General features: G+C 32.7%; 22 protein-coding genes. 14 read left to right on the top strand and 8 right to left on the bottom strand.

Annotated elements, in window-relative coordinates; all coding sequences use genetic code 11:
- The first annotated feature begins 75 nt into the window (after positions 1–75).
- On the top strand, positions 76–1263 hold the full coding sequence (gene tuf / locus BTJ66_RS08280; protein WP_099090500.1) for an elongation factor Tu: 1188 nt from the start codon (positions 76–78) through the stop codon (positions 1261–1263).
- Between the two features lie 466 nt (positions 1264–1729).
- On the opposite strand, the gene BTJ66_RS08275 is transcribed toward tuf, so the two are convergent.
- Entirely contained in the window at positions 1730–2908 is a 1179-nt protein-coding gene (locus BTJ66_RS08275) for a M20 family metallopeptidase (RefSeq protein ID WP_099090499.1), read from the bottom strand.
- Between the two features lie 191 nt (positions 2909–3099).
- Between BTJ66_RS08275 and BTJ66_RS08270 the strand changes: the two genes are divergently transcribed.
- On the top strand, positions 3100–4290 hold the full coding sequence (locus tag BTJ66_RS08270; RefSeq protein WP_099090498.1) for a glycine C-acetyltransferase: 1191 nt from the start codon (positions 3100–3102) through the stop codon (positions 4288–4290).
- A gap of 128 nt (positions 4291–4418) precedes the next feature.
- Positions 4419–4907: a kinase gene (locus tag BTJ66_RS08265; RefSeq protein WP_099090497.1), complete on the top strand. Its 489-nt coding sequence runs from the start codon at positions 4419–4421 to the stop codon at positions 4905–4907.
- A gap of 102 nt (positions 4908–5009) precedes the next feature.
- Here BTJ66_RS08265 and BTJ66_RS08260 read toward each other — a convergent pair whose 3' ends face one another.
- Entirely contained in the window at positions 5010–5462 is a 453-nt protein-coding gene (locus BTJ66_RS08260; protein ID WP_099090496.1) for a hypothetical protein, read from the bottom strand.
- 263 nt (positions 5463–5725) lie between these two features.
- Between BTJ66_RS08260 and BTJ66_RS08255 the strand changes: the two genes are divergently transcribed.
- From BTJ66_RS08255 to BTJ66_RS08215, 9 genes are all read left to right on the top strand, one after another.
- Complete coding sequence (locus BTJ66_RS08255; RefSeq protein WP_099090495.1) at positions 5726–6298, top strand: GNAT family N-acetyltransferase; 573 nt, start codon at positions 5726–5728, stop codon at positions 6296–6298.
- A gap of 24 nt (positions 6299–6322) precedes the next feature.
- Positions 6323–6829, top strand: a complete 507-nt coding sequence (locus BTJ66_RS08250) for a GNAT family N-acetyltransferase (RefSeq protein WP_099090494.1) — start codon at positions 6323–6325, stop codon at positions 6827–6829.
- A gap of 261 nt (positions 6830–7090) precedes the next feature.
- Positions 7091–9409, top strand: a complete 2319-nt coding sequence (locus BTJ66_RS08245) for a CDP-glycerol glycerophosphotransferase family protein (protein WP_099090493.1) — start codon at positions 7091–7093, stop codon at positions 9407–9409.
- A gap of 21 nt (positions 9410–9430) precedes the next feature.
- Positions 9431–11182, top strand: coding sequence for an accessory Sec system protein Asp2 (locus BTJ66_RS13855; RefSeq protein ID WP_238597612.1), 1752 nt, complete (start codon positions 9431–9433; stop codon positions 11180–11182).
- A gap of 384 nt (positions 11183–11566) precedes the next feature.
- On the top strand, positions 11567–12271 hold the full coding sequence (locus BTJ66_RS08235; protein ID WP_099090492.1) for a CoA transferase subunit A: 705 nt from the start codon (positions 11567–11569) through the stop codon (positions 12269–12271).
- The gene (locus BTJ66_RS08230) at positions 12264–12911 is read left to right on the top strand and encodes a 3-oxoacid CoA-transferase subunit B (protein ID WP_099090491.1); all 648 of its coding nucleotides are present in this window, start codon (positions 12264–12266) and stop codon (positions 12909–12911) included. Before BTJ66_RS08235 ends, BTJ66_RS08230 begins: the two co-directional genes overlap by 8 nt.
- A 9-nt stretch (positions 12912–12920) precedes the next feature.
- The gene (locus tag BTJ66_RS08225) at positions 12921–13697 is read left to right on the top strand and encodes a 3-hydroxybutyrate dehydrogenase (RefSeq protein ID WP_099090490.1); all 777 of its coding nucleotides are present in this window, start codon (positions 12921–12923) and stop codon (positions 13695–13697) included.
- A gap of 106 nt (positions 13698–13803) precedes the next feature.
- The gene (locus tag BTJ66_RS08220; RefSeq protein WP_099090489.1) at positions 13804–14211 is read left to right on the top strand and encodes a hypothetical protein; all 408 of its coding nucleotides are present in this window, start codon (positions 13804–13806) and stop codon (positions 14209–14211) included.
- An 18-nt stretch (positions 14212–14229) separates the two neighbouring features.
- Entirely contained in the window at positions 14230–15183 is a 954-nt protein-coding gene (locus BTJ66_RS08215; RefSeq protein WP_099090488.1) for an ornithine cyclodeaminase family protein, read from the top strand.
- Positions 15184–15339: 156 nt separating this feature from the next.
- On the opposite strand, the gene BTJ66_RS08210 is transcribed toward BTJ66_RS08215, so the two are convergent.
- From BTJ66_RS08210 to BTJ66_RS08195, 4 genes are all read right to left on the bottom strand, one after another.
- Positions 15340–16095: an amino acid transporter gene (locus BTJ66_RS08210; RefSeq protein ID WP_099090487.1), complete on the bottom strand. Its 756-nt coding sequence runs from the start codon at positions 16093–16095 to the stop codon at positions 15340–15342.
- Positions 16095–16973: an ABC transporter ATP-binding protein gene (locus BTJ66_RS08205; RefSeq protein ID WP_099090486.1), complete on the bottom strand. Its 879-nt coding sequence runs from the start codon at positions 16971–16973 to the stop codon at positions 16095–16097. The genes BTJ66_RS08210 and BTJ66_RS08205 overlap by 1 nt, the downstream gene beginning before the upstream one ends.
- Positions 16960–17316: an Msa family membrane protein gene (locus BTJ66_RS14020; RefSeq protein WP_420801881.1), complete on the bottom strand. Its 357-nt coding sequence runs from the start codon at positions 17314–17316 to the stop codon at positions 16960–16962. The genes BTJ66_RS08205 and BTJ66_RS14020 overlap by 14 nt, the downstream gene beginning before the upstream one ends.
- A gap of 291 nt (positions 17317–17607) precedes the next feature.
- Positions 17608–18459, bottom strand: coding sequence for an NAD-dependent epimerase/dehydratase family protein (locus BTJ66_RS08195; RefSeq protein WP_099090484.1), 852 nt, complete (start codon positions 18457–18459; stop codon positions 17608–17610).
- Between the two features lie 175 nt (positions 18460–18634).
- Here BTJ66_RS08195 and BTJ66_RS08190 point away from each other — a divergent pair, with 175 nt between their 5' ends.
- Positions 18635–19474 carry a sialate O-acetylesterase gene (locus BTJ66_RS08190; protein ID WP_099090483.1) on the top strand — a complete coding sequence of 280 codons (840 nt, stop codon included), beginning with the start codon at positions 18635–18637 and terminating at the stop codon, positions 19472–19474.
- Positions 19475–19691: 217 nt separating this feature from the next.
- Here the strand turns inward: BTJ66_RS08190 and BTJ66_RS08185 are convergent, their stop codons facing one another.
- On the bottom strand, positions 19692–19997 hold the full coding sequence (locus BTJ66_RS08185) for a monooxygenase (RefSeq protein ID WP_099090482.1): 306 nt from the start codon (positions 19995–19997) through the stop codon (positions 19692–19694).
- Positions 19998–20200: 203 nt separating this feature from the next.
- On the opposite strand from BTJ66_RS08185, the gene BTJ66_RS08180 reads away from it, so the two are divergent.
- Positions 20201–21280 carry an aldo/keto reductase gene (locus tag BTJ66_RS08180; RefSeq protein ID WP_099090481.1) on the top strand — a complete coding sequence of 360 codons (1080 nt, stop codon included), beginning with the start codon at positions 20201–20203 and terminating at the stop codon, positions 21278–21280.
- Positions 21281–21379: 99 nt separating this feature from the next.
- On the opposite strand, the gene BTJ66_RS08175 is transcribed toward BTJ66_RS08180, so the two are convergent.
- Complete coding sequence (locus BTJ66_RS08175; protein ID WP_099090480.1) at positions 21380–22765, bottom strand: GntP family permease; 1386 nt, start codon at positions 22763–22765, stop codon at positions 21380–21382.
- Between the last annotated feature and the right edge of the window lie 237 nt (positions 22766–23002).

Here is a 23002-nt window from a genome sequence, read left to right as displayed (position 1 = left end):
TCTCATGATGGTGAGAAACTGTCATGAGAGATAATTTTAAAAATTTATTTTCTAACGAATAGGAGAGATTTTATAATGGCTAAAGAAAAATTTGACCGCTCAAAAGAACATGCCAATATTGGTACTATTGGTCACGTTGACCATGGTAAAACTACTTTAACAGCTGCTATCGCAACTGTATTAGCAAAAAATGGTGACTCTGTAGCACAATCATATGACATGATTGACAACGCTCCAGAAGAAAAAGAACGTGGTATTACAATTAATACTTCACACATCGAGTATACTACTGACAAACGTCACTATGCTCACGTTGACTGCCCAGGTCACGCTGACTATGTTAAAAACATGATCACTGGTGCTGCACAAATGGACGGAGCTATCTTAGTAGTATCTGCTGCTGATGGCCCAATGCCACAAACTCGTGAACACATTCTTTTATCACGTAACGTTGGTGTTCCAGCATTAGTTGTATTCTTAAACAAAGTTGACATGGTTGACGATGAAGAATTATTAGAATTAGTAGAAATGGAAGTTCGTGACTTATTAAGCGAATATGACTTCCCAGGTGACGATGTACCTGTAATCTCTGGTTCTGCATTAAAAGCTTTAGAAGGCGATGCTGACTATGAGCAAAAAATCTTAGACTTAATGCAAGCTGTTGATGACTTCATTCCAACACCAGAACGTGATTCTGACAAACCATTCATGATGCCAGTTGAGGACGTATTCTCAATCACTGGTCGTGGTACTGTTGCTACAGGCCGTGTTGAACGTGGTCAAATCAAAGTCGGTGAAGAAGTTGAAATCATTGGTATGCAAGAAGATTCAAGCAAAACAACTGTTACTGGTGTAGAAATGTTCCGTAAATTATTAGACTACGCTGAAGCTGGTGACAACATTGGTGCATTATTACGTGGTGTTTCACGTGATGACGTACAACGTGGTCAAGTTTTAGCTGCTCCTGGTACTATTACACCACATACAAAATTCAAAGCGGATGTTTACGTTTTATCTAAAGATGAAGGTGGCCGTCATACACCATTCTTCACTAACTACCGCCCACAATTCTATTTCCGTACTACTGACGTAACTGGTGTTGTTAACTTACCAGAAGGTACTGAAATGGTTATGCCTGGCGATAACGTTGAAATGGAAGTTGAATTAATTTCTCCAATCGCTATTGAAGACGGTACACGTTTCTCTATCCGTGAAGGTGGACGTACTGTTGGATCAGGCGTTGTTACTGTAATCAACAAATAATATTAATTTCTATCTTTGAATAGAATTTTAAAGCCTCCTTCGGGAGGCTTTTTTTGTATGAAGAAAAGCTTTCCGTATAGTGGATGGCTTTTCATTTTAATAAATAGATAGAGGTATAATTCTGGGGAAGTGTATTTATATAAAAATCGCTAAAAAAGTAGTACCCCTGACTCATATTTCAGAAACTCTATTGTGGTTAGTATGATTTTAAGAGGTATACATATGCTTTCGCACATGCATAAGTATTACTAATTCAGTATAGCTGAAAGTAATACTAAGGTTAGTAAGGTATACTTGAGCTAAAGCTCATGCATAAAAGCACCTAAGTCATAAAATGACTAAGGTTACTAAGGTATACCTGAGCTAAAGCTCATGCATAAAAGCACCTAAGTCATAAAATGACTAAGGTTACTAAGGTATACCTGAGCTAAAGCTCATGCATAAAAGCACCTAAGTCATAAAATGACTAAGGTGCTTTAATAATTACGTTTTCAAGTTCAAGAATTTTTAGAAATTCACATGTTGCATATTTCATTGCTTTTTCATCTATATTGAAGCTAGGACTATGATGAGGATGTGTTGTATCTTTTTCTGGATTTCCGCAACCAGTTAAAAAGAAGGCCCCTGGACGAACTTTTAAATAGTGTGAGAAATCTTCACCGATCATCATTAACTCTGATTCATAGAAACGTAAATTCATGTCGTTAGCAGCCTGCTTCACAATTTCATAGTTATTTGGATGATTGTGTACAGGCAAGTAACCTTTAATATAATTGAAGGTATAAGTAATATCGTTTGCGACAGCTAAACCTTGTAATAATTTTTCCATTTTAGTCATAACATGGCTTTGTACTTCTGTATCAAATGTACGAACGGTGCCTTTACAAAAAGCGGTGTCTGGAATAATATTATCTGCCGAACCTGCCTGAACCATACCAAAGCTGATGACCGCTTGTTTAACAGGATCAATCGTACGAGATACAATCTTTTGAGCACTCATAATGAATTCAGCCATAATGACTACCGGATCAATCGTTTCATGTGGTTTAGCACCATGGCCGCCTTTACCCTGAATTGTAATATTAAACTCATCTGGTGATGCCATCATCGCGCCAGGTCGTGAATATATCATACCTGTCGGATAACCTGTCCATAAATGATTGCCATAGATTTTGTCTACATTGTTTAAACAGCCATCATCAATCATCTCTTGTGAACCACCTGGCATAATTTCCTCACCGTATTGGAAGATCAATACGACATTGCCATTTAATGAGGCTAAATGATTTTCAATGATTTCTGCAACACCAAGTAAAATTGCTGTATGGCCGTCATGACCACAAGCATGCATAGCACCTGGATTTTTTGATTTATAGGGTACATCTGTTAATTCATCTATCGGTAAAGCGTCAAAGTCTGCACGTAAGGCGATAGTAGGACCATCTCCACGGCCTTTGAATGTCGCGACTATGCCATTACGTCCTACTGGTGTACGTATCTCACAAGATAATTGACTCAATTGGTTCATTATAAAGTCATGTGTGTGATGCTCTTCAAATGATAATTCTGGATATTGGTGCAGATAACGTCGTACTTGCACCATCCTACTTTCTTTTTGTTGTGCTAGTTGAAACCAATCAAACAACTTCAACCCTTCTTCCTTAAGCATTTTCACCTATTATATCACTTTACATGTGTCAACTGTAAGTACAATGGTTAACATATATATTAAATTGTAGGAAACGCTTTCTACTATATTATAATTCTACTTTCCACAACTATAAAAATAGGTTATGATTAAGTTGAAAACTATGATAATTCAAAGGGGGACTTGCAGTGGTTCAATCACTACATGGCTTTTTAGATGAAAATATTCAATATTTAAAGGATAACGGTTTATATAATGAGATAGATACAATTGAAGGTGCCAATGGGCCGGAGATTACAATCAATGGGAAAAATTATGTTAACTTATCTTCAAATAACTATTTAGGACTAGCAACAAACGAAGACTTGAAACAAGCAGCAAAAGACGCAATCGATACACATGGTGTAGGTGCTGGTGCTGTGCGTTCTATCAATGGTACGTTAGATGTGCATGATGAATTAGAGAAAACGCTTGCTGAATTTAAAGGTACAGAAGCAGCCATTGCATATCAATCAGGATTCAACTGTAACATGGCCGCTATTTCAGCTGTTATGAATAAAAATGATGCGATTCTATCTGATGAGTTAAATCACGCTTCTATCATTGATGGATGTCGTTTGTCTAAAGCGAAGATTATTCGTGTAAACCATTCAGATATGGAAGATTTACGAGCTAAAGCAAAAGAAGCAGTAGAATCAGGACAATATAATAAAGTGATGTATATTACAGATGGCGTTTTCAGTATGGATGGCGATGTTGCAAAATTACCAGAAATAGTGGAAATTGCTGAAGAATTTGGCTTAATCACATATGTTGATGATGCTCATGGTTCTGGTGTAATGGGTAAAGGTGCTGGTACGGTTAAACACTTTGGTTTACAAGACAAAATTGATTTCCAAATCGGTACATTATCTAAAGCAATTGGTGTCGTTGGTGGTTATGTAGCAGGTACACAGTCACTGATTGATTGGTTGAAAGCACAATCAAGACCATTCTTATTCTCCACTTCATTAGCACCAGGAGACACAAAAGCAATTACAGAAGCCGTGAAAAAATTAATGGCATCTACAGAATTACATGATAAACTTTGGGAAAATGGTAATTACCTAAAAGACGGTTTGAAAAAATTAGGCTTTGATATTGGAAATTCTGAATCTCCAATTACACCTGTTATTATCGGCGATGAGAAAGAGACACAAGCATTTAGTAGTCGCTTGAAAGACGAAGGCGTTTACGTGAAATCAATCGTGTTCCCAACTGTTCCTAAAGGCACAGGTCGTGTACGTAATATGCCAACAGCTGCACATACGAAAGAGATGTTAGACCAAGCTTTAGCAGCGTTTGAAAAAGTTGGTAAAGAACTAGGTACCATTAAGTAAAGCGTAAAATAAGAAACACGGATTTGATATTAAAGTACACATACCATAAGAAAGCGTTCGGAGACGATTGTCTGCGAACGTTTTTATTTTATATAATGTAGATAATTTATAATATGGGAGTGAAGCATATGGCCAAGTTAATTATTATTAGAGGGAATTCTGGCAGTGGAAAGTCGACAGTTGCACAACTACTGCAACACGTGTTAGGGGCGGGTGTGATGTTAGTTGGCCAAGATGAAATACGCCGTAATATATTAAACGTTAGAGACCAACCTAATAACCTAGCAATTCAGCTTATAGAAGATATTGTAAATTATGGTATTGTCCATTGCGATTATGTCATTTTAGAAGGCATTTTAAATAAGAGCAAATATGGTTCAATGATTGATAACTTAATGAACCAAATGAATGTAGAAACACATACCTATTACTTCAACCTATCATTTCAAGAAACTGTAAGGAGACATAATTTGAAACCAGACACGGATTTTGGGCCAGAAGCTATGGCAAATTGGTTTTTAAAAAATGACGTGCTAGGTGTAAAGAATGAGAAATGTATTTCTCAAGCAATGTCTGAAAATGAAATCGTGAAGATGATATTAGTGGATATTATTTAATACTATACCGATATTTATCAATGACTATAACGCAAACTAACCTACGATGGTACGGTGAATATCCGCTATCGTAGGTTAGTATAGTGATTAACAAAAGTTTCATTATTTAAATGGATTTTTTCGTACTTGTTTAGCTTCACGATTTTCTTTGTTTTGCATAAATGGTATCGCAAACCATAAAATGTGTAACATGCTGGCTAAAATAATCAGCACAATCGGTATAAAGATTTCGATAATACTAATGTCTACTACAAATGAAGCAAGAACAAATGCAGTAATAGATGGTATTGCACACACGATTACTACCGTTAACAATACAAACTGTATTACTTGTGTTGTTAACGGACTGTAGATATCCATGATTAAGATAGCAATGTAAAACAGCGTTATAAATGCGAGTAACACAATAATCCAACTTGTTGACATGCCGCCTTGTGTTTTAATGTAATCTTGATAAGGTGACAATGTCGGTAAAATGAATAGAATTACAGTTGATAACCATGACAAAATACCAAAAAAAGTGAAGAAAATTTTTGAAGCATTACTATTGTTCATCATAAAAACCTCCTAAGATACAAAATCTCCATTGGCTTATGTGTGATCATATTAAATAATATATAATTTAAAGTTATATTTGTTAGCGCTTTCAATTATATATATACCCTGTAAATAAAGTTTTAATGCATGATAAAGAGGTTATGAATAGGTATAAGGATAAAGCGAGATATATCGCACAGAGGGATGAGGAATGACGTTGAATTTTATCACTTAATGATTGAAAATAAGTTTGCTGAATGAATATTATAAGGGGATTTTAAATGCATAATAATTTAGGGTTGCATTTCACTACACAACGTCTTATCATTAGACCGTTGGAAGAAAAAGATTACGAATCATGGTTAAATGGTTTTGTAAATAGGAGGCCTTCACAATATAGACACGACAAAGGGCAAGTAGATATGTCAGATGCTACAGAACCTTGGTTTTCGGCGCTCATTACAAGACAGCAACAAGCGATTGAAGCAGATGATTTATATATATTTGGTATTTTTGATAAAGCACATCGACATTTAGGAATGCTCAATATTAAGAACTTAAGTCGAGACAATTTTCAATGGGCAGAGATTGGTTACTTTATTCATAATCAATATTGGCGCCATGGTTATGCCTATGAAGCCTTAACAGAATTAGTGAAACAAACGCGGGACACGTTACATTTTCATAGAATTGAGGCACACATTAATTTAGATAATATACCTTCTATACAATTAATTGAGAAATTAGGCTTTCAGTTTGAATGTGTGCGTAAAGGTTTTATTTTTGAAAACGAACAATGGACGGATCACTATGTGTATTATCTCAATACACACGATGATGATTTACAAATGTAAGTCAAGAAAGGAAGGAGTGTCAACATGGTTGAATTTAGAGAGTTAACAATGGGTGACGAATTGATGTATTGTGATTATATGAGAGAATGGATCGACGATGATGAAACAATTGTACCTACCATTACGAATATCACGAAATATAATAATTTTGAAGAGTTAGTACATGAATTGGCAGATAACAAATCACATGATGAATCAGTGGATAATACGACATTATTCTTGATTGATGACGATGAAATTATTGGTGCAGCGAATATTCGTCATAATTTAAACGAGAAGCTTAAAACAATTGGCGGCCATGTTGGCTATGGTATTCGTAAGAAACATCGTGGAAAAGGATATGGCAATAAAATCTTGAAAAAATCATTAGATTATTTATCAAGAATTGGTGTTCAAGAAGCATTAGTAACATGTACAGAAGATAATAAAGCATCAGCAGCCGTGATTCAACATAACGGTGGCGAAGAAATTGAATCATCTACACTTGAAGATGGTACAGTCGTTCGCCGTTTTCAAATTGAAATCGCATAAGTGAATAAGGTATTAGAATGTAAAGCGTGTAACTTTTGTTACACGCTTTTTTGCGATTTCATATAAATGAAAGGATATTAAAATTAATTATAAAATATATGCATAAGTAAACCCTTTATTAAAATTATTGAAAAAATATAGATTTAAATTAATGGTTACAGTATAATAAATATAGTTTATATTTATTTGAGGGGACAATATAAATATAATATAGGTGTATTACTGAAATAAATGAAAAATTAATGAATTAAAGGTGAGATAATGAATATTAATATTTTGGGATTTAATATATTTGCAAAAGGAGGAACGTCTAGAAGTAATATTAATTTGGTAAAATCATTTTTGAATAAAGGACACAAAATTAAATATTTTAATGCGCAAGATTTTAAAAAAACTGACGTAACAAGCTTAATTATTCATGAGGATTTGAATAATGAAGATTTTTCTACTTTGAAATTCAATGGAGTAGATGAAATATCTAATGCAGATTTATTAATTATTACGAGGGAATCTTTTTTTAAATATGCGAGAGACATAAAAAAAAATAATAAAGATATTAATATTATTGGTGAAATTCATGGGCCTTTAAAATATATTGATGATTCTATAGATTTAGCATTAGATTACATCGATAGCATTAGAGTAAGTACAGAAAGTATTAAAAGAGAGTTTAAAAAACTATATAATTATGAATCTGTGTTTTCTCAATATGTAAATGCTGAACATATTCATATAAATTCAAGACAAATAAATACAAAAAGAAATTTTTTGATTAAGGCAAGATTTGAAGATAGTATTAAGGATATTTCTTATGTTATTAAACTTTTTAATTATATAGTTAAAAATACTAATAGAACAGATATTCAGCTTTATATCATCGGATATGGGCCATCTGAAATTTTATATAATAATTTGATTAAATATTATAATTTGCAAAACAACATTCATATTAATCAAAAAGAACCACTTAATTATATTTATATATCATCTTCTCCATACGAAACATTAGGGTATTCAATATTAGAAACAATTGCAAATGGTAATAGAGCTTTGATTTTTCCTGGGAAAGATAAAGTATTAAAAGAAGTTTATAGTAAATATTACGCCGTTGAATTTTTAGAAAAAAATATTATTAGGGATAGTGAAATATTAATTTCTTTGCTTAACGAAAAATATACACAGTATAAAAGAAAAGTTGATGTCGAGAATCTAAAAAACGATTTTTTAGATTCTAATTACAGTGATAAATATCTATTGAATTTTGAAAATTCGAAGAATGAATATACTATAATGCCAGTTAAAACCGTTGGTAAATATAAGATTCAGAAACGAGGTCAACTTGAAAGATTAAATAATGGTAAAATTTTGTATGCTAGAATGAAAGAAAAACCACTTTTCAGTAAATTATTAAAAAATGATTATTTCTTCAAGAAAGTAAAAGAAATTTATGGTACTAGAAAAAGTAAATTACATAAAAAAGTGCTAGATAAAATAATTCCAGATGAAAACAAAGTGTTTATCGAATCATTTCATGGGAGTAACTTTAGCGGAGATCCCAAATACCTTGCTTTGAATATAAAAGAGATGTATAGAGAAAAAGAGGTTTATGTTAGTTCAAAAAATTCATTAGTTGATATTGAAATAAGAAACTATGGATTTAAACCTGTCAGATTTGGCAGCGAGAATTACATCGAAACTTTTAGAAAGTGTAAATATGTATTTATGAACGGTAATTCATGGGATAAAGTAGACAAACACAAAAATCAAAAATTCATCCAAACATGGCACGGTTTTCCATTGAAAAAAATGGTGAATGATCTAGGGGATGACAAAGAAAGAATATTACAAAATAAATTATTTCAACCTAGAATGGAAAAATGGGATTATCTACTATCGTCTTCCACTATAAATTCAATGTTACTTAAATCTGCTTTTAGATTAGAAAATAATTTGAATTTGAATATCTTAGAATATGGAGCACCTAGAAACGAATTCTTATTAGAAAATTATGATGAAAATAATTGGCAAAAATTGCAGAGAAAATATTTGTTTATAGAAGATAATGAAAAAAAATATATTTTATTTTGTCCAACATGGAGAAAAAGCAAGAGGGAAAATTTAACTAATATAAACTTGAAAAAGTTATTAGACTATCTTCCAGAGAATTATGAAATTATTGTGAAATTACACCCTAATGAGAGTGGACTAAGAACTAAATATAATAAGTTAGATAGTCGTATTCATTGCTTTTATAATGAATTTGTCGATATACAAGAATTGTACTTGCTTTGTGATGTAATGATTACTGATTATTCTTCGACTATTTTTGATTATGCACATTTAAACAAACCAATTTTCTTATTGCAGGAAGACTCTAAAACATATCAAAAAGATGTGGGTTTTTATTTTAATATATTTGAATTAGGAAAATTCCCTGTTGCTTCATTGGATGAAAAGAAATTGGCTTTGCAAATAAAAAATATTAAGCAAATAGATTATACAAATTTAATTGAAAGAATAGTAAATAATGATAAAAAAGGTAGTACAAAAGATATATTAAATGAAGTGTTCTATAATTGAATTGCAAAATAGGAGAATGTTATGACAATAAAGATAGCGACAATAGGTTCTTGTATTACTAGAGATAATTTTAATACTAAAATAAATCCAAATTATAAAAAATTTTTTAATGTGATAGCTCATCAAAATCAAACTACTATGCTTAGTTTAATGTCTGAAAAAATGAGTTTAAGCGTGAATAATGACTTTTTAAATAAGTCTCCTTATATTCAAACTATGATATACAAAGAATACTCAAAGGAATTTCTAACAATTATAACAAAAGAAAAACCAGATTTTCTTTTGTTAGATTTTGACCCAGACATTAAATTTGGAATAAAAAAAATTAGCAATACGCATTTCATATCTAATAATCCAAATTATGAGGATATTCACTCTTCAAATGGTGTAGAAACATTAAATATTGTAGAAAATTACGAAGAGTATATGAAATTATGGAAGAAATCAATAGACGAATTTTTTAATTTTATGAAAAACGAAATTCCAAGCTGTAAGGTTATTTTGGTGAAAGCTCGCTTTTCTAATGAATTTAGTGATGGGAGTACATTAAATGAATATAGAGTTAAGAATGGGTTTTCTATACAAGATATCGAAGTGATGAATAGTAAATGGGATAAGTTAGATAGTTATGTATGTAATAATTATGATGTATTAGAATTAGATATGACTTCTAAAAAGTATTATTTAGATAAGAATCATTTGTGGGGTGCATATTATTTACATTATGAACTTCAATTTTATAATGATTTCTTAAATAAATTAATAAAAATCACTAATATAAAAGACAGTGAAGGACTATTTTTAAAAGATGGAGAAAAAACTGTCCAACGTTTGTACGTTGGTTATGATTATGAAATTTTAAATACTAAAATAGTGGAAGTAGTATTAAATACAAGTGAAAATATAATTGAATTAGCAAGAAAGAATACTGATATTTACAATTTATATAAGATTTTATTACTGAATGATTATATATTGTATTATCATAATGACGGAACATCTAAATTATATAAAAGAAGCTACATAAAAGAATTATGGAAAAGGAAAGATCTACATCAATATAATAATAATTTTTACACATTAGATGCACCAAAAGATAAAAAATTAAATTCAGCTGATGAAAATATAAAACTTTTAGTAATATTTACATGTATGCCACCAATGGATGTTTATGATAATTATTTAATGACAAATAGAATGTTCCCTAAATTTTTTGATGGAATTGAAAGAAGTATAGTGAAAAATGTTTATATTATGAGAATAATGGATTTAAATTGCTCTCATGGTTCCCATTACATCAACACAGTTAATAACCCAAATTTTGAAAATGATATAATAGGTTCTATAAAAAGTGTCCAATCAAAATTAAATATAAAAAATGACGATGTGGTTTTATATGGTGCTTCTAAAGGAGGCACTGGCTCATTATATTATGCATCAAAATTGGATTATAAATGCTTGGCAGTTGATCCAATTATAAGTTTAGAAGAATATAATTTGAAAGATGAACACTTTCTAAAAGACTTAAGAAAAGAAGATATCACTGAAGATATAAATAATTATTTGAGTTGTCAAAGTAATAGCGAAAAATTCATAATATGTTCCGAAAAAGTAAAATTTAACTTTTCAAAGGCTTCTAATATAAGAGGAAAGAATGTAAGAATAATAAATAAAATAGATGACCATATAAATAGTCACCCAGATGTATCTAGAAACAGCATTCCAGAACAGCTAATGTTACTGAATAAAATGCTGATTAACATGACACTTTAAAAAGTAATCGATTGATTACTTTTAAAGTAGACAACCTTTATGTCTTTTTTGATATAAAGGTTGTCTATTTTTAGTATTATAATTATAAAAATATCATTATTTTAAAGTGGAACGTTTACTGTCCATATGTATTACTAAAATTAAAGTATATTGACTGTACTAATTAGAATGAGCTTGTTGTAAATTTTAAGATCTCAAATCACATCATTTTTGATATACAAACTAGAATTTCCTATATCAAAAACGACTTTAAATAATTATTTTAAGATTTATATTTGAAAACTATCTATGAAACCGCAAACATAATTAAAAGACTTCATTAAAAATTTCGAGTATAATTAGTACTAGGTATTAAAAAACAAAAGTTAGAAATGAGGTTCACAAATGTCGAAAGTAATTAAAGATATACATAGCGCATTTGAAGGTCTGAGAGATGGCATGACGGTATTAGCTGGCGGATTTGGCTTGTGCGGTATTCCTGAGCATAGTATTGAAGCGATTCGTACAAAAGGTACGAAAGGGCTAACTGTTGTAAGTAACAACTGTGGTGTAGATGATTTCGGCTTAGGTCGTTTATTAGAATATAAGCAAATAGATAAAATGATTAGTTCCTATGTAGGTGAAAATAAAATATTTGAACAACAACTTATTAATGGGGAGTTAGAGGTGGAGTTAACACCGCAGGGTACATTAGCGGAAAAGTTACGCTCTGGTGGCGCAGGGATTCCTGCATTTTATACTAAAACGGGCGTGGGTACGCCAATTGCTGAAGGGAAGGAAACACGTGAGTTCGATGGGGAAACTTATTTAATGGAACGCACGATTAAAGGTGACTTTGGCATCGTCAAAGCACAAAAAGCCGATACATTTGGCAATCTAGTATTTGAAAAAACAGCGCGTAATTTCAATCCTTTATGTGCCATGGCAGCTAACGTAACAGTCGTTGAAGTTGAAGAACTTGTTGAAATCGGAGAAATTGATCCGGATGAAGTACATATGTCTGGTGTTTATGTAGATTACATCTATAAGGGTGAACATTTTGAGAAACGTATTGAAAAACGCACGGTGAAGGAGGCGTATCATGGATAAAAAAATACAGCGTCAAAAGATTATTCAACGTGCTGCGAAAGAAATTAAGAGTGATATGGTAATTAATTTAGGTATAGGCATGCCAACGTTGGTTGCGAATGAAATGAATGATCATGTTGAAAATGTGTATTTTCAATCTGAAAATGGCTTGCTAGGAATTGGACCTTATCCTACAGAATCTGAAGTAAATCCTGATTTAATCAATGCGGGTAAAGAGACAGTAACAGCAGCTAAAGGAGCGTCTTACTTTGATAATGCGGAATCATTTGCGATGATTCGAGGTGGTCATATTGATTTAGCCATCCTTGGCGGTATGGAAGTCTCAGAAACGGGAGACTTAGCGAACTATATGATTCCAGGTAAGCTTGTGAAAGGCATGGGCGGTGCAATGGATTTAGTAGTTGGAGCTCAAAAAGTGGTTGTCATTATGGATCATATGAATAAACATGGTGCGTCTAAGATTAAGTCTAAATGCGAATTACCTTTGACTGGTGTCGGAGTGGTTCATACGTTGATTACAGATTTAGCCGTATTTCAATTTGAGGATGGTGTTATGAAACTTATTGAATTACAACCTGATACAACGTTGGAACAAGTTGAAGCTCATACGGATGCACATTTTGAAAATCATTTAAAGTAGGTGTCAGGATTGGTAAAAGATAAAGTAACAATCATTACAGGTGCCGCGAGCGGTATTGGATTGGCAATTGCGAAAGTATTTTTAGCAAATGAGGCAAAGGTTGTCCTTGCAGATTTAAACGAAGATAAATTGAAGCAAGAAACAGCCGTATTACAATCTCAAGGGTTGGAATGTATATGCATAAAAGTCGATGTCACAGATGAACATGCTGTAAAATCAATGATAGATCAAACCGTTGAACACTACGGACGTCTGGATATATTATTTAATAATGCGGGACTACAACATGTTGAAAGTATCGAGTCATTCCCAACAGAAAAGTTCAGACAGATGATTGATATTATGCTAACGGGGAGTTTTATCGGTACAAAATATGCGTTGCCGATTATGAAGAAGCAAGGGTTTGGACGTATTTTAAATATGGCATCGATTAATGGTGTGATTGGTTTTGCGGGAAAAGCCGCATATAATAGTGCGAAACATGGCATTATTGGTTTAACCAAAGTGACGGCGCTAGAAACTGCTACAGAAGGGATTACGGTGAATGCAATCTGTCCAGGTTATATTGATACACCATTAGTGCGTAATCAAATGGCAGACTTAGCAAAAGAAAGAGGCGTCGAAGTGGAACAGGTGTTGGAAGACGTCTTATATCCATTGATTCCTCAAAAGCGCTTGTTAGATATTAAAGATATTGCGGATTATGCATTGTTCTTATGTAGTGAAAGTGCGAAAAGCGTGACGGGTCAAGCTATATTGATAGACGGTGGTTATACGGTACAGTAATAGAAGTACGTCATGCAATTCAATTTTAAAGCAGTGATTATTTTCAATGGAAATATGTTATGTTAGGGACAATGACAAATATAGACATATTGAAGGTGATTGACTGATGAAGAATGCGAATGCTGATGATAAGGATTGGATGCCTATCGTTACAGGCGTAGGCTTTGCGATGCTATCGGATTTTTTAAACAATCAATTGTATACCCAAATTCTAACAATGCTGATGATATTAGCACTTATTTTTGTGGTTATTAAAGGTGTTCGTAGGACGAAGTATTATATTAAAACGGAAGATCCAGATATTAAAACAACAATCAGTATTAAAGCAGACTATTGGCTACTATTCGTTAGAAATATGGTGTTTTACGGATTGTTAGCAGCTATATTTTTTGTTACGGCATACTTAAGTGGACAAATGATGTGGCTATGTTTGTTAGTTATTGGTGTTATTTTTATTATATGGTATATCATCACCAATAAGTTTGAGAAGAACACAGATATTATTGATAATTAAAGCAAATAGGGGTGACTTATGCGTTATATAGATGCACAAGAACAAGCAGCATTATTAAATATGAAGGAAGTTGTTGAAGCGGTCGCGGATTCGCTTAAAGCGTATTCGGAAGGTAACACAGATACACCACTACGCTATTCATTACCATTTAATGAAGCAAATCGATACCTTGTGATGCCAGCACTTTCAGATACATTGAAAGTGGCTGGTGTTAAGACAGTTACGGTAGCGCCGAATAATTCTAAGGTAGGTAAGCCTACGATTGTTGGTTCTGTGACGCTTTCAGATTATGAAACTGGAGAAACGCTCGCAATCTTAGAAGGCTCACATTTAACAAAGATAAGAACGGGTGCTATTTCAGGTGTTGCTACAAAACACCTCGCTCGTGAAAATGCGAAAACATTATGTGTGATTGGTACTGGTGATCAAGCTGAAGGTTTGATTGAAGCAGTACTTGCTGTAAGAGATATTGAACGTCTTCAATTTTATAATCGTACTTATGACAAAGCACTTAAATTTTCAAAAAACATTCAGGACAAGCATCCCTCTTTAGATTTAGTTGTATACGAGGATGTCGCATCCGCAATGGATAGTGCAGATATCATTGTAACGGCAACAAATGCGACAACACCGGTGTTTCAACAACGCTTATCACCAGGTGTACATGTGAATGCAGTGGGATCATTTAAACCGGATATGCAAGAATTGCCATCACAAGCGATTGCAGATGCAGATAAAGTTGTAGTGGAGGCACAAGAAGCGGCTATGGCAGAAACGGGTGATCTAATCAATCCAGTAAACGAGGGTGTCTTTGCTCAAGATGGGTTGCATGGTGAATTAGGCCATATCATTGCTGATCAATTGGCTGGTCGCTTATCTGATGATGAAATTACTATTTTCAAATCAGTGGGTGTGGCAATTGTAGATATTGTCGTTGCAAATTATTTTTATCAAAAGGCGCTAGAGCAGTAAACAAGATCAGTCATCCAGTTGATTGGCGTTCCAGAATATAGTGGATTATTAGAGGTTATGTAGTTAAATAGGACTATCCTTATAGAACAAACCACCCATTTTCAGGGTGGTTTTAATGTGAGTCAGTGCTTTTAAATTTAAAAAATCACTAAACGATTAGTATTCTAACTTATTAAATATAGTTCTACTAATAAAATAAAATACACTACAATATATCATTGTTATAATTAGCATGATTGAAAGGTTGATACCAAAATTATATAAATGATGTGCATTTGTATATCCTGCAGGGAAGAAAATATCTAGTCCTTTAACCATAGGTGAAATCGAAATTAACATAAATGAGAATATAACACCTAAAATTGTAAAACCAGTTGAAAATTTCATGGATAACATGATGGCTAAATAGACTGATATAAAAGATGACAGTATTGTACTAATTATTATTAGTAAATCATTTAAAGTCGTAGTTAGTTCATTAGGTAAAAATTTATTAGAAGCGTAATCAAAATGTACTAAATAAGCATAGAACAAAAATTCTGAAGATAAAAAGAGAATCACAAAGTATATTGTATAGACACTTAACAAGGCGATTAACTTACTGTTTAATAACTTGGTTCTATTTATATCTTTAAAGAATATTAACCGGCCAGAAATAAATTCTTCATAAAAAATAACACTTACAAAATAGGCCATTAATATCAAAGGTATAACAAACTGATATTGTGTACTTAAAATAGCAGTGAAAAAATCTAAGCCATACAAGCCATTTTTTTCGCCACTTATTTGCATGAAATTTGTAGGTAACAATGAAGTTAGTAAAATTAATAAGGGATATAAGCCAATGATAAACAATAGCCAAACTGATTTTTTAGAAATCAAATTCATGAAAATATTTTTATAAAGTGCCATTAACAATCCCCCTCATTAAAGTAATCATACAGATTATCACCAATTGTTTCTGTTGAATCTAGTGAATATTTAGGCAACATATAGTTGATAATATCACTCATTTCTTTACTTTCACTATTTAAATATATAGACGCTTCACTAATATTTTGTATTGTTTTAAATTTTAAAGTTAATTGTTTTTCATCTTCTTCTAGTATTTTCTCTTTAACTGATATTTTTAAATATTTTTCCTGACCCAAATTAGCTTCTTTTAATGTGCCATGCTTCAATATCGTGAATCGATTACATATTTCTTCTAATTCATTTAATTGATGACTTGAAATCAAAACGGTCATCCCTTTTTTAATAGCCCATTCCTTTAAGGACTTAATTAAAGTATTAACACCATTGGGATCTAGTCCAACAAAAGGTTCATCCATAATTGCTAATTTTGGTTCTGAAACTAAACATATAGCTAAACTTAGTCTTTGTTTCATGCCAAAAGAAAAATTACTAGCTTTCTTATTTTTAGTATTTTCTAAACCTACTAACTTTAAAACTTTATCAATATTGTGATTGTAACTTTCTAAATTGTTAACTTTTAAATAAAATTCAACGTTTTCTCTTGCGGATAAATGCGGGAAAAAGACCATATCAATCATAATGCCTACGTCATTTAGCACATTATCTTTACTAAATATTTCTATATTATCGATATATATTTGACCTTCCGTAGGTTTTTTAGTTTTAGCTATTAATTTCATTAAAGTAGTCTTTCCAGCACCATTACTACCAATCAATCCAACTATTTCACCAGTTTTAATTTCCAAATTAATGTCATGAATAATAGGGGACTCATGCTTATTATATGATTTACTAATGTTTTTAATTTCTAACATTTATATCACTTCTTTCTAAAAATAACCTACACAATACGTATAAAATAGTGAAATGGATTAAAAAGACAAATATTATTTGTGGCATACCTATAAAATTAGGCTCTATCTCTACAAAGAAATTACCATCATTATGTTTGTATTTATCAATAAATGCATTAAATACAGATGTACTCATTAACGAATATGAATATATACAATAAAAAAGTGTACTAATAATCGATGTTCCAAGAATTTCGCGTTTCTTATAAGGTTTTTTACAACTTATAATAGCAATAAAATTTAGGATAATCGGGATTAAATACATGAATAGCAATATAATTAATATGCCTAGATTTAGTCCAATTACTCCAAACTTAGCCCTAATAAACCGGCCAATATTTTCACTAATTTTCCGTTTTACAATTTAATTTTATCATGTTACTATTTTATTTTTAATATATTATTTGTGAAAAATATGTGAAGTTACACGTATGTACAACTAGAAATTTGTATGTAGTAATATTTAAAATAAACCATGAATATAGATTTATTCATAGTAATTGCTTGTTAAAAACATTATAAAAACAGACCCTAGGTATGTTATCTAAGGTCTGTTTCTATTCCAGGTTAATCATCTAGAAGGATTAGTCTTTAACTATTGAATCGGATCCATGCCTTGTTTCCAAGAAGGGTAAATCAGTTGTCCGCCTTGAGCACGGAATTTAGCATTGGAAGCGCCTCTTTCATGTTCCGCAGCAGGTTGGATATTGAGTTTCGGGTTTACATTTAATAAATTAGCATACCATGCTGCCCAAACATCTCCTGTTACAGGGTCATCATCGGTCACATTATAGATGCCTGATTCAAAATGCAACGCTTGAATCGCCACCTCTACTGCATCGTCAATATGAATGAACGATTGTATACCATCCGTCATTGTGACAGTATCTTCTTTAAACAAATTATAAATCATACCATCTTTGCCGTACCATGTCCCTGGTCCATAAAGTAAGCCATAGCGCAATATCACATTGTTTTCAATGCGTGCAGTCTCACGTTCTAGACCCTCTACACCATCAACTGTTATTTTACGATCGCCTGTCGATTGGGTATCAAGTGGTGTATCTTCTGTTGCTAAAGTATCGCCACTTTCATAATTAAAAGCAATACTTTGTGATTGTATTTGTTTTACGTTATTTTCAATTGCAGCATCAACAAGATTTTTCGTACCTTCGATTCTTACTTTTGTATTTGCGGCCATATCAACATTTTTTAAATCTGTAATTTCATTCATGATAATGTCAGGTTTATAATCAGATATTGCGGCAGCTACCGTATCATATTTTAAAATATCCCCAATATAGGCTTCCACACCTGCATCAACAAGTTTTGCTTTACCTTGTTGAGAAGTTGTAAAGCCTGCGACTTCATAACCTTCTTTTAATAATCTTTGTGTTAATTTTGTACCAATTAAACCAGTGGCACCTGTTACCAATACTTTTGTCATAGTTATAGTCCTCCAATATTTAGCTTGCTTTCTTTAAATTTCCGTTTTATATCTAAATCAAACGTGATGAATATGAACATTAGTTGTTATTGTCAATAAATAATTATATTTTTAGACGATTTAAATGTATAGTATGATGTCTATATCAAATAAATATTTAGTGAGGAAGTTAAATATGAAATCAATATTACTTGTAGGTCAGTCTAATATGGCAGGGCGAGGATTTGTAAGTGACGTGCCACCTATTATTGATGAACGCATCATGGTCTTGAAAAATGGTAGATGGCAAATGATGGAGGAGCCGATTCATAGTGATCGTTCAGTTGCAGGAATTGGTCCAGCTGCTTCCTTTGCAACATTATGGTTAGATGCACATCCAGATGAAACTATAGGATTAATTCCATGCGCTGATGGCGGTACGTCTATTGATGAGTGGTCACCGGACCAAATACTAACTAGACATGCCATTGCAGAGGCTAAGTTTGCGCAAGAAACGAGTGAAATTATTGGTGTATTATGGCATCAAGGTGAGAGTGATAGCTTAAACCAACGCCATCAATCTTATGCTAATAAATTAGAAGTACTTATAGACTATTTTAGAGCGCAATTAAATTTACCTGATGTGCCATTTATTGTCGGATTGTTACCAGACTTTTTAGGCGAAGCCGCATTTGGACAAAGTGCAGTAGAATATCTACAAATTAATGAAGCATTGAAGGATGTAGCTGAGTCAACAGCAAATTGCTATTATGTAACGGCACAGGGATTAACAGCTAATCCAGATGCCATTCATATTAATGCTACTTCACAACGTTTGTTGGGCATGCGTTATTTTGCTGCCTTTTCAAAACGCGTAGATATCACACAACCACTGTCACAAGAGTCGGATGCTGAGCGCGTACTTTACAAAAAAGACTTCACTAAAAATGAACAGATGTACTTATTGGTATCGAAATTTTCCAAGAATGAAATTACTTATGACGCATTTATAGAAGGAATGGCTGAACTCCAATAAAAAGAAATATTTCATTTCCTGGGAAATGAAAACATATTAACTTTTCTGAATTTGTACGTTTTTGTGTTGAGGATAATGCATTTAGTGAATTATAAATTTTAAGGTTGAATTTTTTAAATTTTGTAAGAATATAGATGGAATAATTAAATTTAAGAAAAAGGTCCCCCTGGATAGTCACAATTGTGTGAATAGGAAAGGGGGACTTTATCATGTCTTATTAGTCGATACGTCCGTTGGTGATTGTTGTAAGTCCGTTATTAATCTTGAATAGTTTCGCATTTACTTGTATAACGCCCAACGACTTTAAACGTGCACGATGCATCGTTAAATATTGTTGTGCGTGCTCATTACTGTCAAAGGCGTAAATACCGCCAGCTTCTTTTTCGGCTTCATTTTCTGTCCAAATTTTCCATAGAAACCCGGGCTCATCATTAATAGATACCGCTAAATCTTTAAATTCTTGAGCCATTGCTTCTCCAAAAGGTCCATCTAATGGAAAATCTACTTGTAAAATTGTGACCATTTGTTAACATCCTTTCTATATTGAAATTTTACAATATAATCATAACCTTAATTGTCAACTAAATGTATCGACAAAGCTTTTAGCATAGGATTATATCATTTAAATCACTATGTTTCATAATCATTACCTAATCATACTACTTAGATTTAAATAACGCGATAAAGGGAACATATGAATAGTAAGTAAATGTTAGGGGGAAAATAATGGATTATACATTATTAGGTCATTCTGGATTATCGATTTCTAAATATGCATTAGGTACGATTCCGTTTACTGGTACTCATGGGTTTGAAAATGCTGGGGGCATGTCACAAGAAACGGCAAATTATATGATTGATTATGCATTGGAACAAGGTATCAATCAGTTTGATACTGCGAATTTATATTCTAAAGGCGATTCAGAGATTGCGTTAGGTAAAGCAATTAGAAATAAACGAGACCAAATGGTGATTAGTAGCAAGACAGGGTTTCAATTAACAGATAACCCAAATGATGGTGGTGCAGGACGTGTAAACATTGAGCGCTCTATAGATGAATCATTACAACGCTTAAACACAGATTATATAGATTTGTATTATACACATCTATGGGATGGGCAAACACCAGTGGAAGAAACAATCCAAGTGATGAATGATTTAATTAAAAAAGGAAAGATACGTCACTGGGGTGTTTCTAATTATAGCGGCTGGGCCTTAGCGAAAACACATACAATGGCAGTAGCAAATAACATGGCACCACCTATTGCACAACAAATCTATTACACACCTGAATCTAGGGAAGCGGAATATGAGTTGTTACCAGCTGGTAAGGAATTAGGTGTAGGTAACAGCATTTGGTCGCCATTAGGGGAAGGCTTATTAACAGGTAAAGTTAACCGTCAACAGAAGGGTGAACCTGGTACTAGACAGGGTGATGGTTGGGCAGAACCATATGTTAAAGATACAACGTTATTTTACGAATTAATAGATGCATTACAAGACATTGCGAGACAACATCAAGTATCTGTTGCTCAAGTAACATTGGCATGGCTTAGAGATCGTCCCAATGTTGATTCAATTGTGCTTGCTGCAAGAACGAAAGCACAATTGCAAGATAATATTGCATCGTACAATTTACAGCTGACAAGTAATGAAATTAAGACGATTACAGATTTAACTGCGCCAGAACCAATTTATCCATTATGGCATCGTGCCATGAATTCTTATGATAAGGCTTCGGAGTCGGAAAAGGTTTATTTAGACGAATATAATCGTTTAATGGAAAGAAAAGATAAATTGCTATAAGTTACTTTAACTTACTTGGAAATTCTTGGAATTTCAATCCTATAGTTATATATTCAACATAAAAAGATCGGAACACGTAAGCGTGTCCCGATTTTTTTATTAAAACAAGCCAATAACGGCATTTAAAAGTAATACCATAACCAAACCACAAATACCGACAATTGACTGAACAATAGTGATTGTCTTAAATGTTTCGCCCATGGACATACCAAAAGATTCTTTAACCAACCAGAAACCACCGTGGTTAACATAGTTGAAGAATAAAGAACCAGAACCAATTGCAATGGTTAATAATTCTTTGTTGATACTCGGATCTGCTTGAATTAATGGATAAAGTAAATTGGTTGCACCAACGATACCTACAGTTGCAGAACCTGTCGAAATTGATAGTAACGCAGCAACAACCCAGCCCATCAATAATGCAGATAATGAGAAATTGTCTGCAAGGTGAACAATTGCCGTACCTACACCGGAGTCTTCAAGTACTTGGCCAAATGCACCACCGCCCGCAATAATAAGCATGATACCTGCAATAGGTTTCAAGCTACTACCTAATGCGTCACGTATTTTTTGAGTATCTCTATTTTTTAAATAGCCAAGAACGATAATTGCATAAAGGACACCGATAAACATGGCAATAATGGGACTTCCTAAAAATTCGAAAATTTTATATTGTAGTGTTTTTTCGCCAAAAAATATGCCAGCAATTGCATGTAATAACATCATAATTACTGGTACTAATATAGTTGAAAAGGCTAAAAATGTTGATACTGTTTGAGAATTATCCTCATCGTTGTCGTTGGTATATTGATTGAGTAAATCTTGATTTGGTTTAACAGATAAGCGCGGTGTTATGAATTTTCCGTATAATGGACCAGCAATAATGATGGTTGGAATCGCGCAAATTATACCAAGAATCATAGTTAATCCAATGTTTGCATCAAATTGATTCACTGAAATGAGTGGCCCAGGATGTGGTGGCACCATACCATGCATTGTTGCTAATGCAGCTATGACAGGGACGCCAATTGCGACATAAGCCGATCCTTTAATATTATTGTCATTTTCTAATTTCTTAGAGATTGTAAAAATAAGTGGTAATAACATAATTAAACCCACCTCGAAGAACATCGGAATACCGATTATGAAAGCGGCTAAAGCCATCATCCAGGGTAATTTTTTATATGATGCATTCTGTAATATGGAGGATGCAATTTTGTCACTTGCACCAGAGTCGGAAAGTATCTTCCCTAGCATAGCGCCTAAAGCAATAGTCACACCTGTCTCACCAAGTGTTGAACCAGCCCCGGTTTCTATAGATTCAACAATCTTATCGATACCTAATCCAGAAGTGAAACCAACAAAGACTGCTGTGAGTAACAGTGCTAATAATGGATGGAATTTTAATTTAGATGTGATTAAAAAGATTAGAAATAAAATACTAATTACTGTAATAATCAACAGTTGATAATCTTGCGTTGTCACTGTAAGTTCCCCCCCTAATATAAGTGCCGTCAATAAAATGAATACTATTTATTGATGGAATTTATAAAAATACATTTTATTAAAAAAATAATTCAAACCATGAGATTCATTTTAAAACAGATTTATCATCATTTCAATAAAACGCTTTCACTATTATTCGAGAAAGCAGAATTGAGTTTATTAATTATTATATATATTCTTGCAAATATAAATATTTGGTGTATGATTGAGGTGAAA

The organism is Staphylococcus edaphicus (assembly GCF_002614725.1).
GTDB classification, from domain to species: domain Bacteria; phylum Bacillota; class Bacilli; order Staphylococcales; family Staphylococcaceae; genus Staphylococcus; species Staphylococcus edaphicus.
Note: the sequence above shows the minus strand (reverse complement) of the source record. Positions and strands in the feature narration are given on the sequence as shown.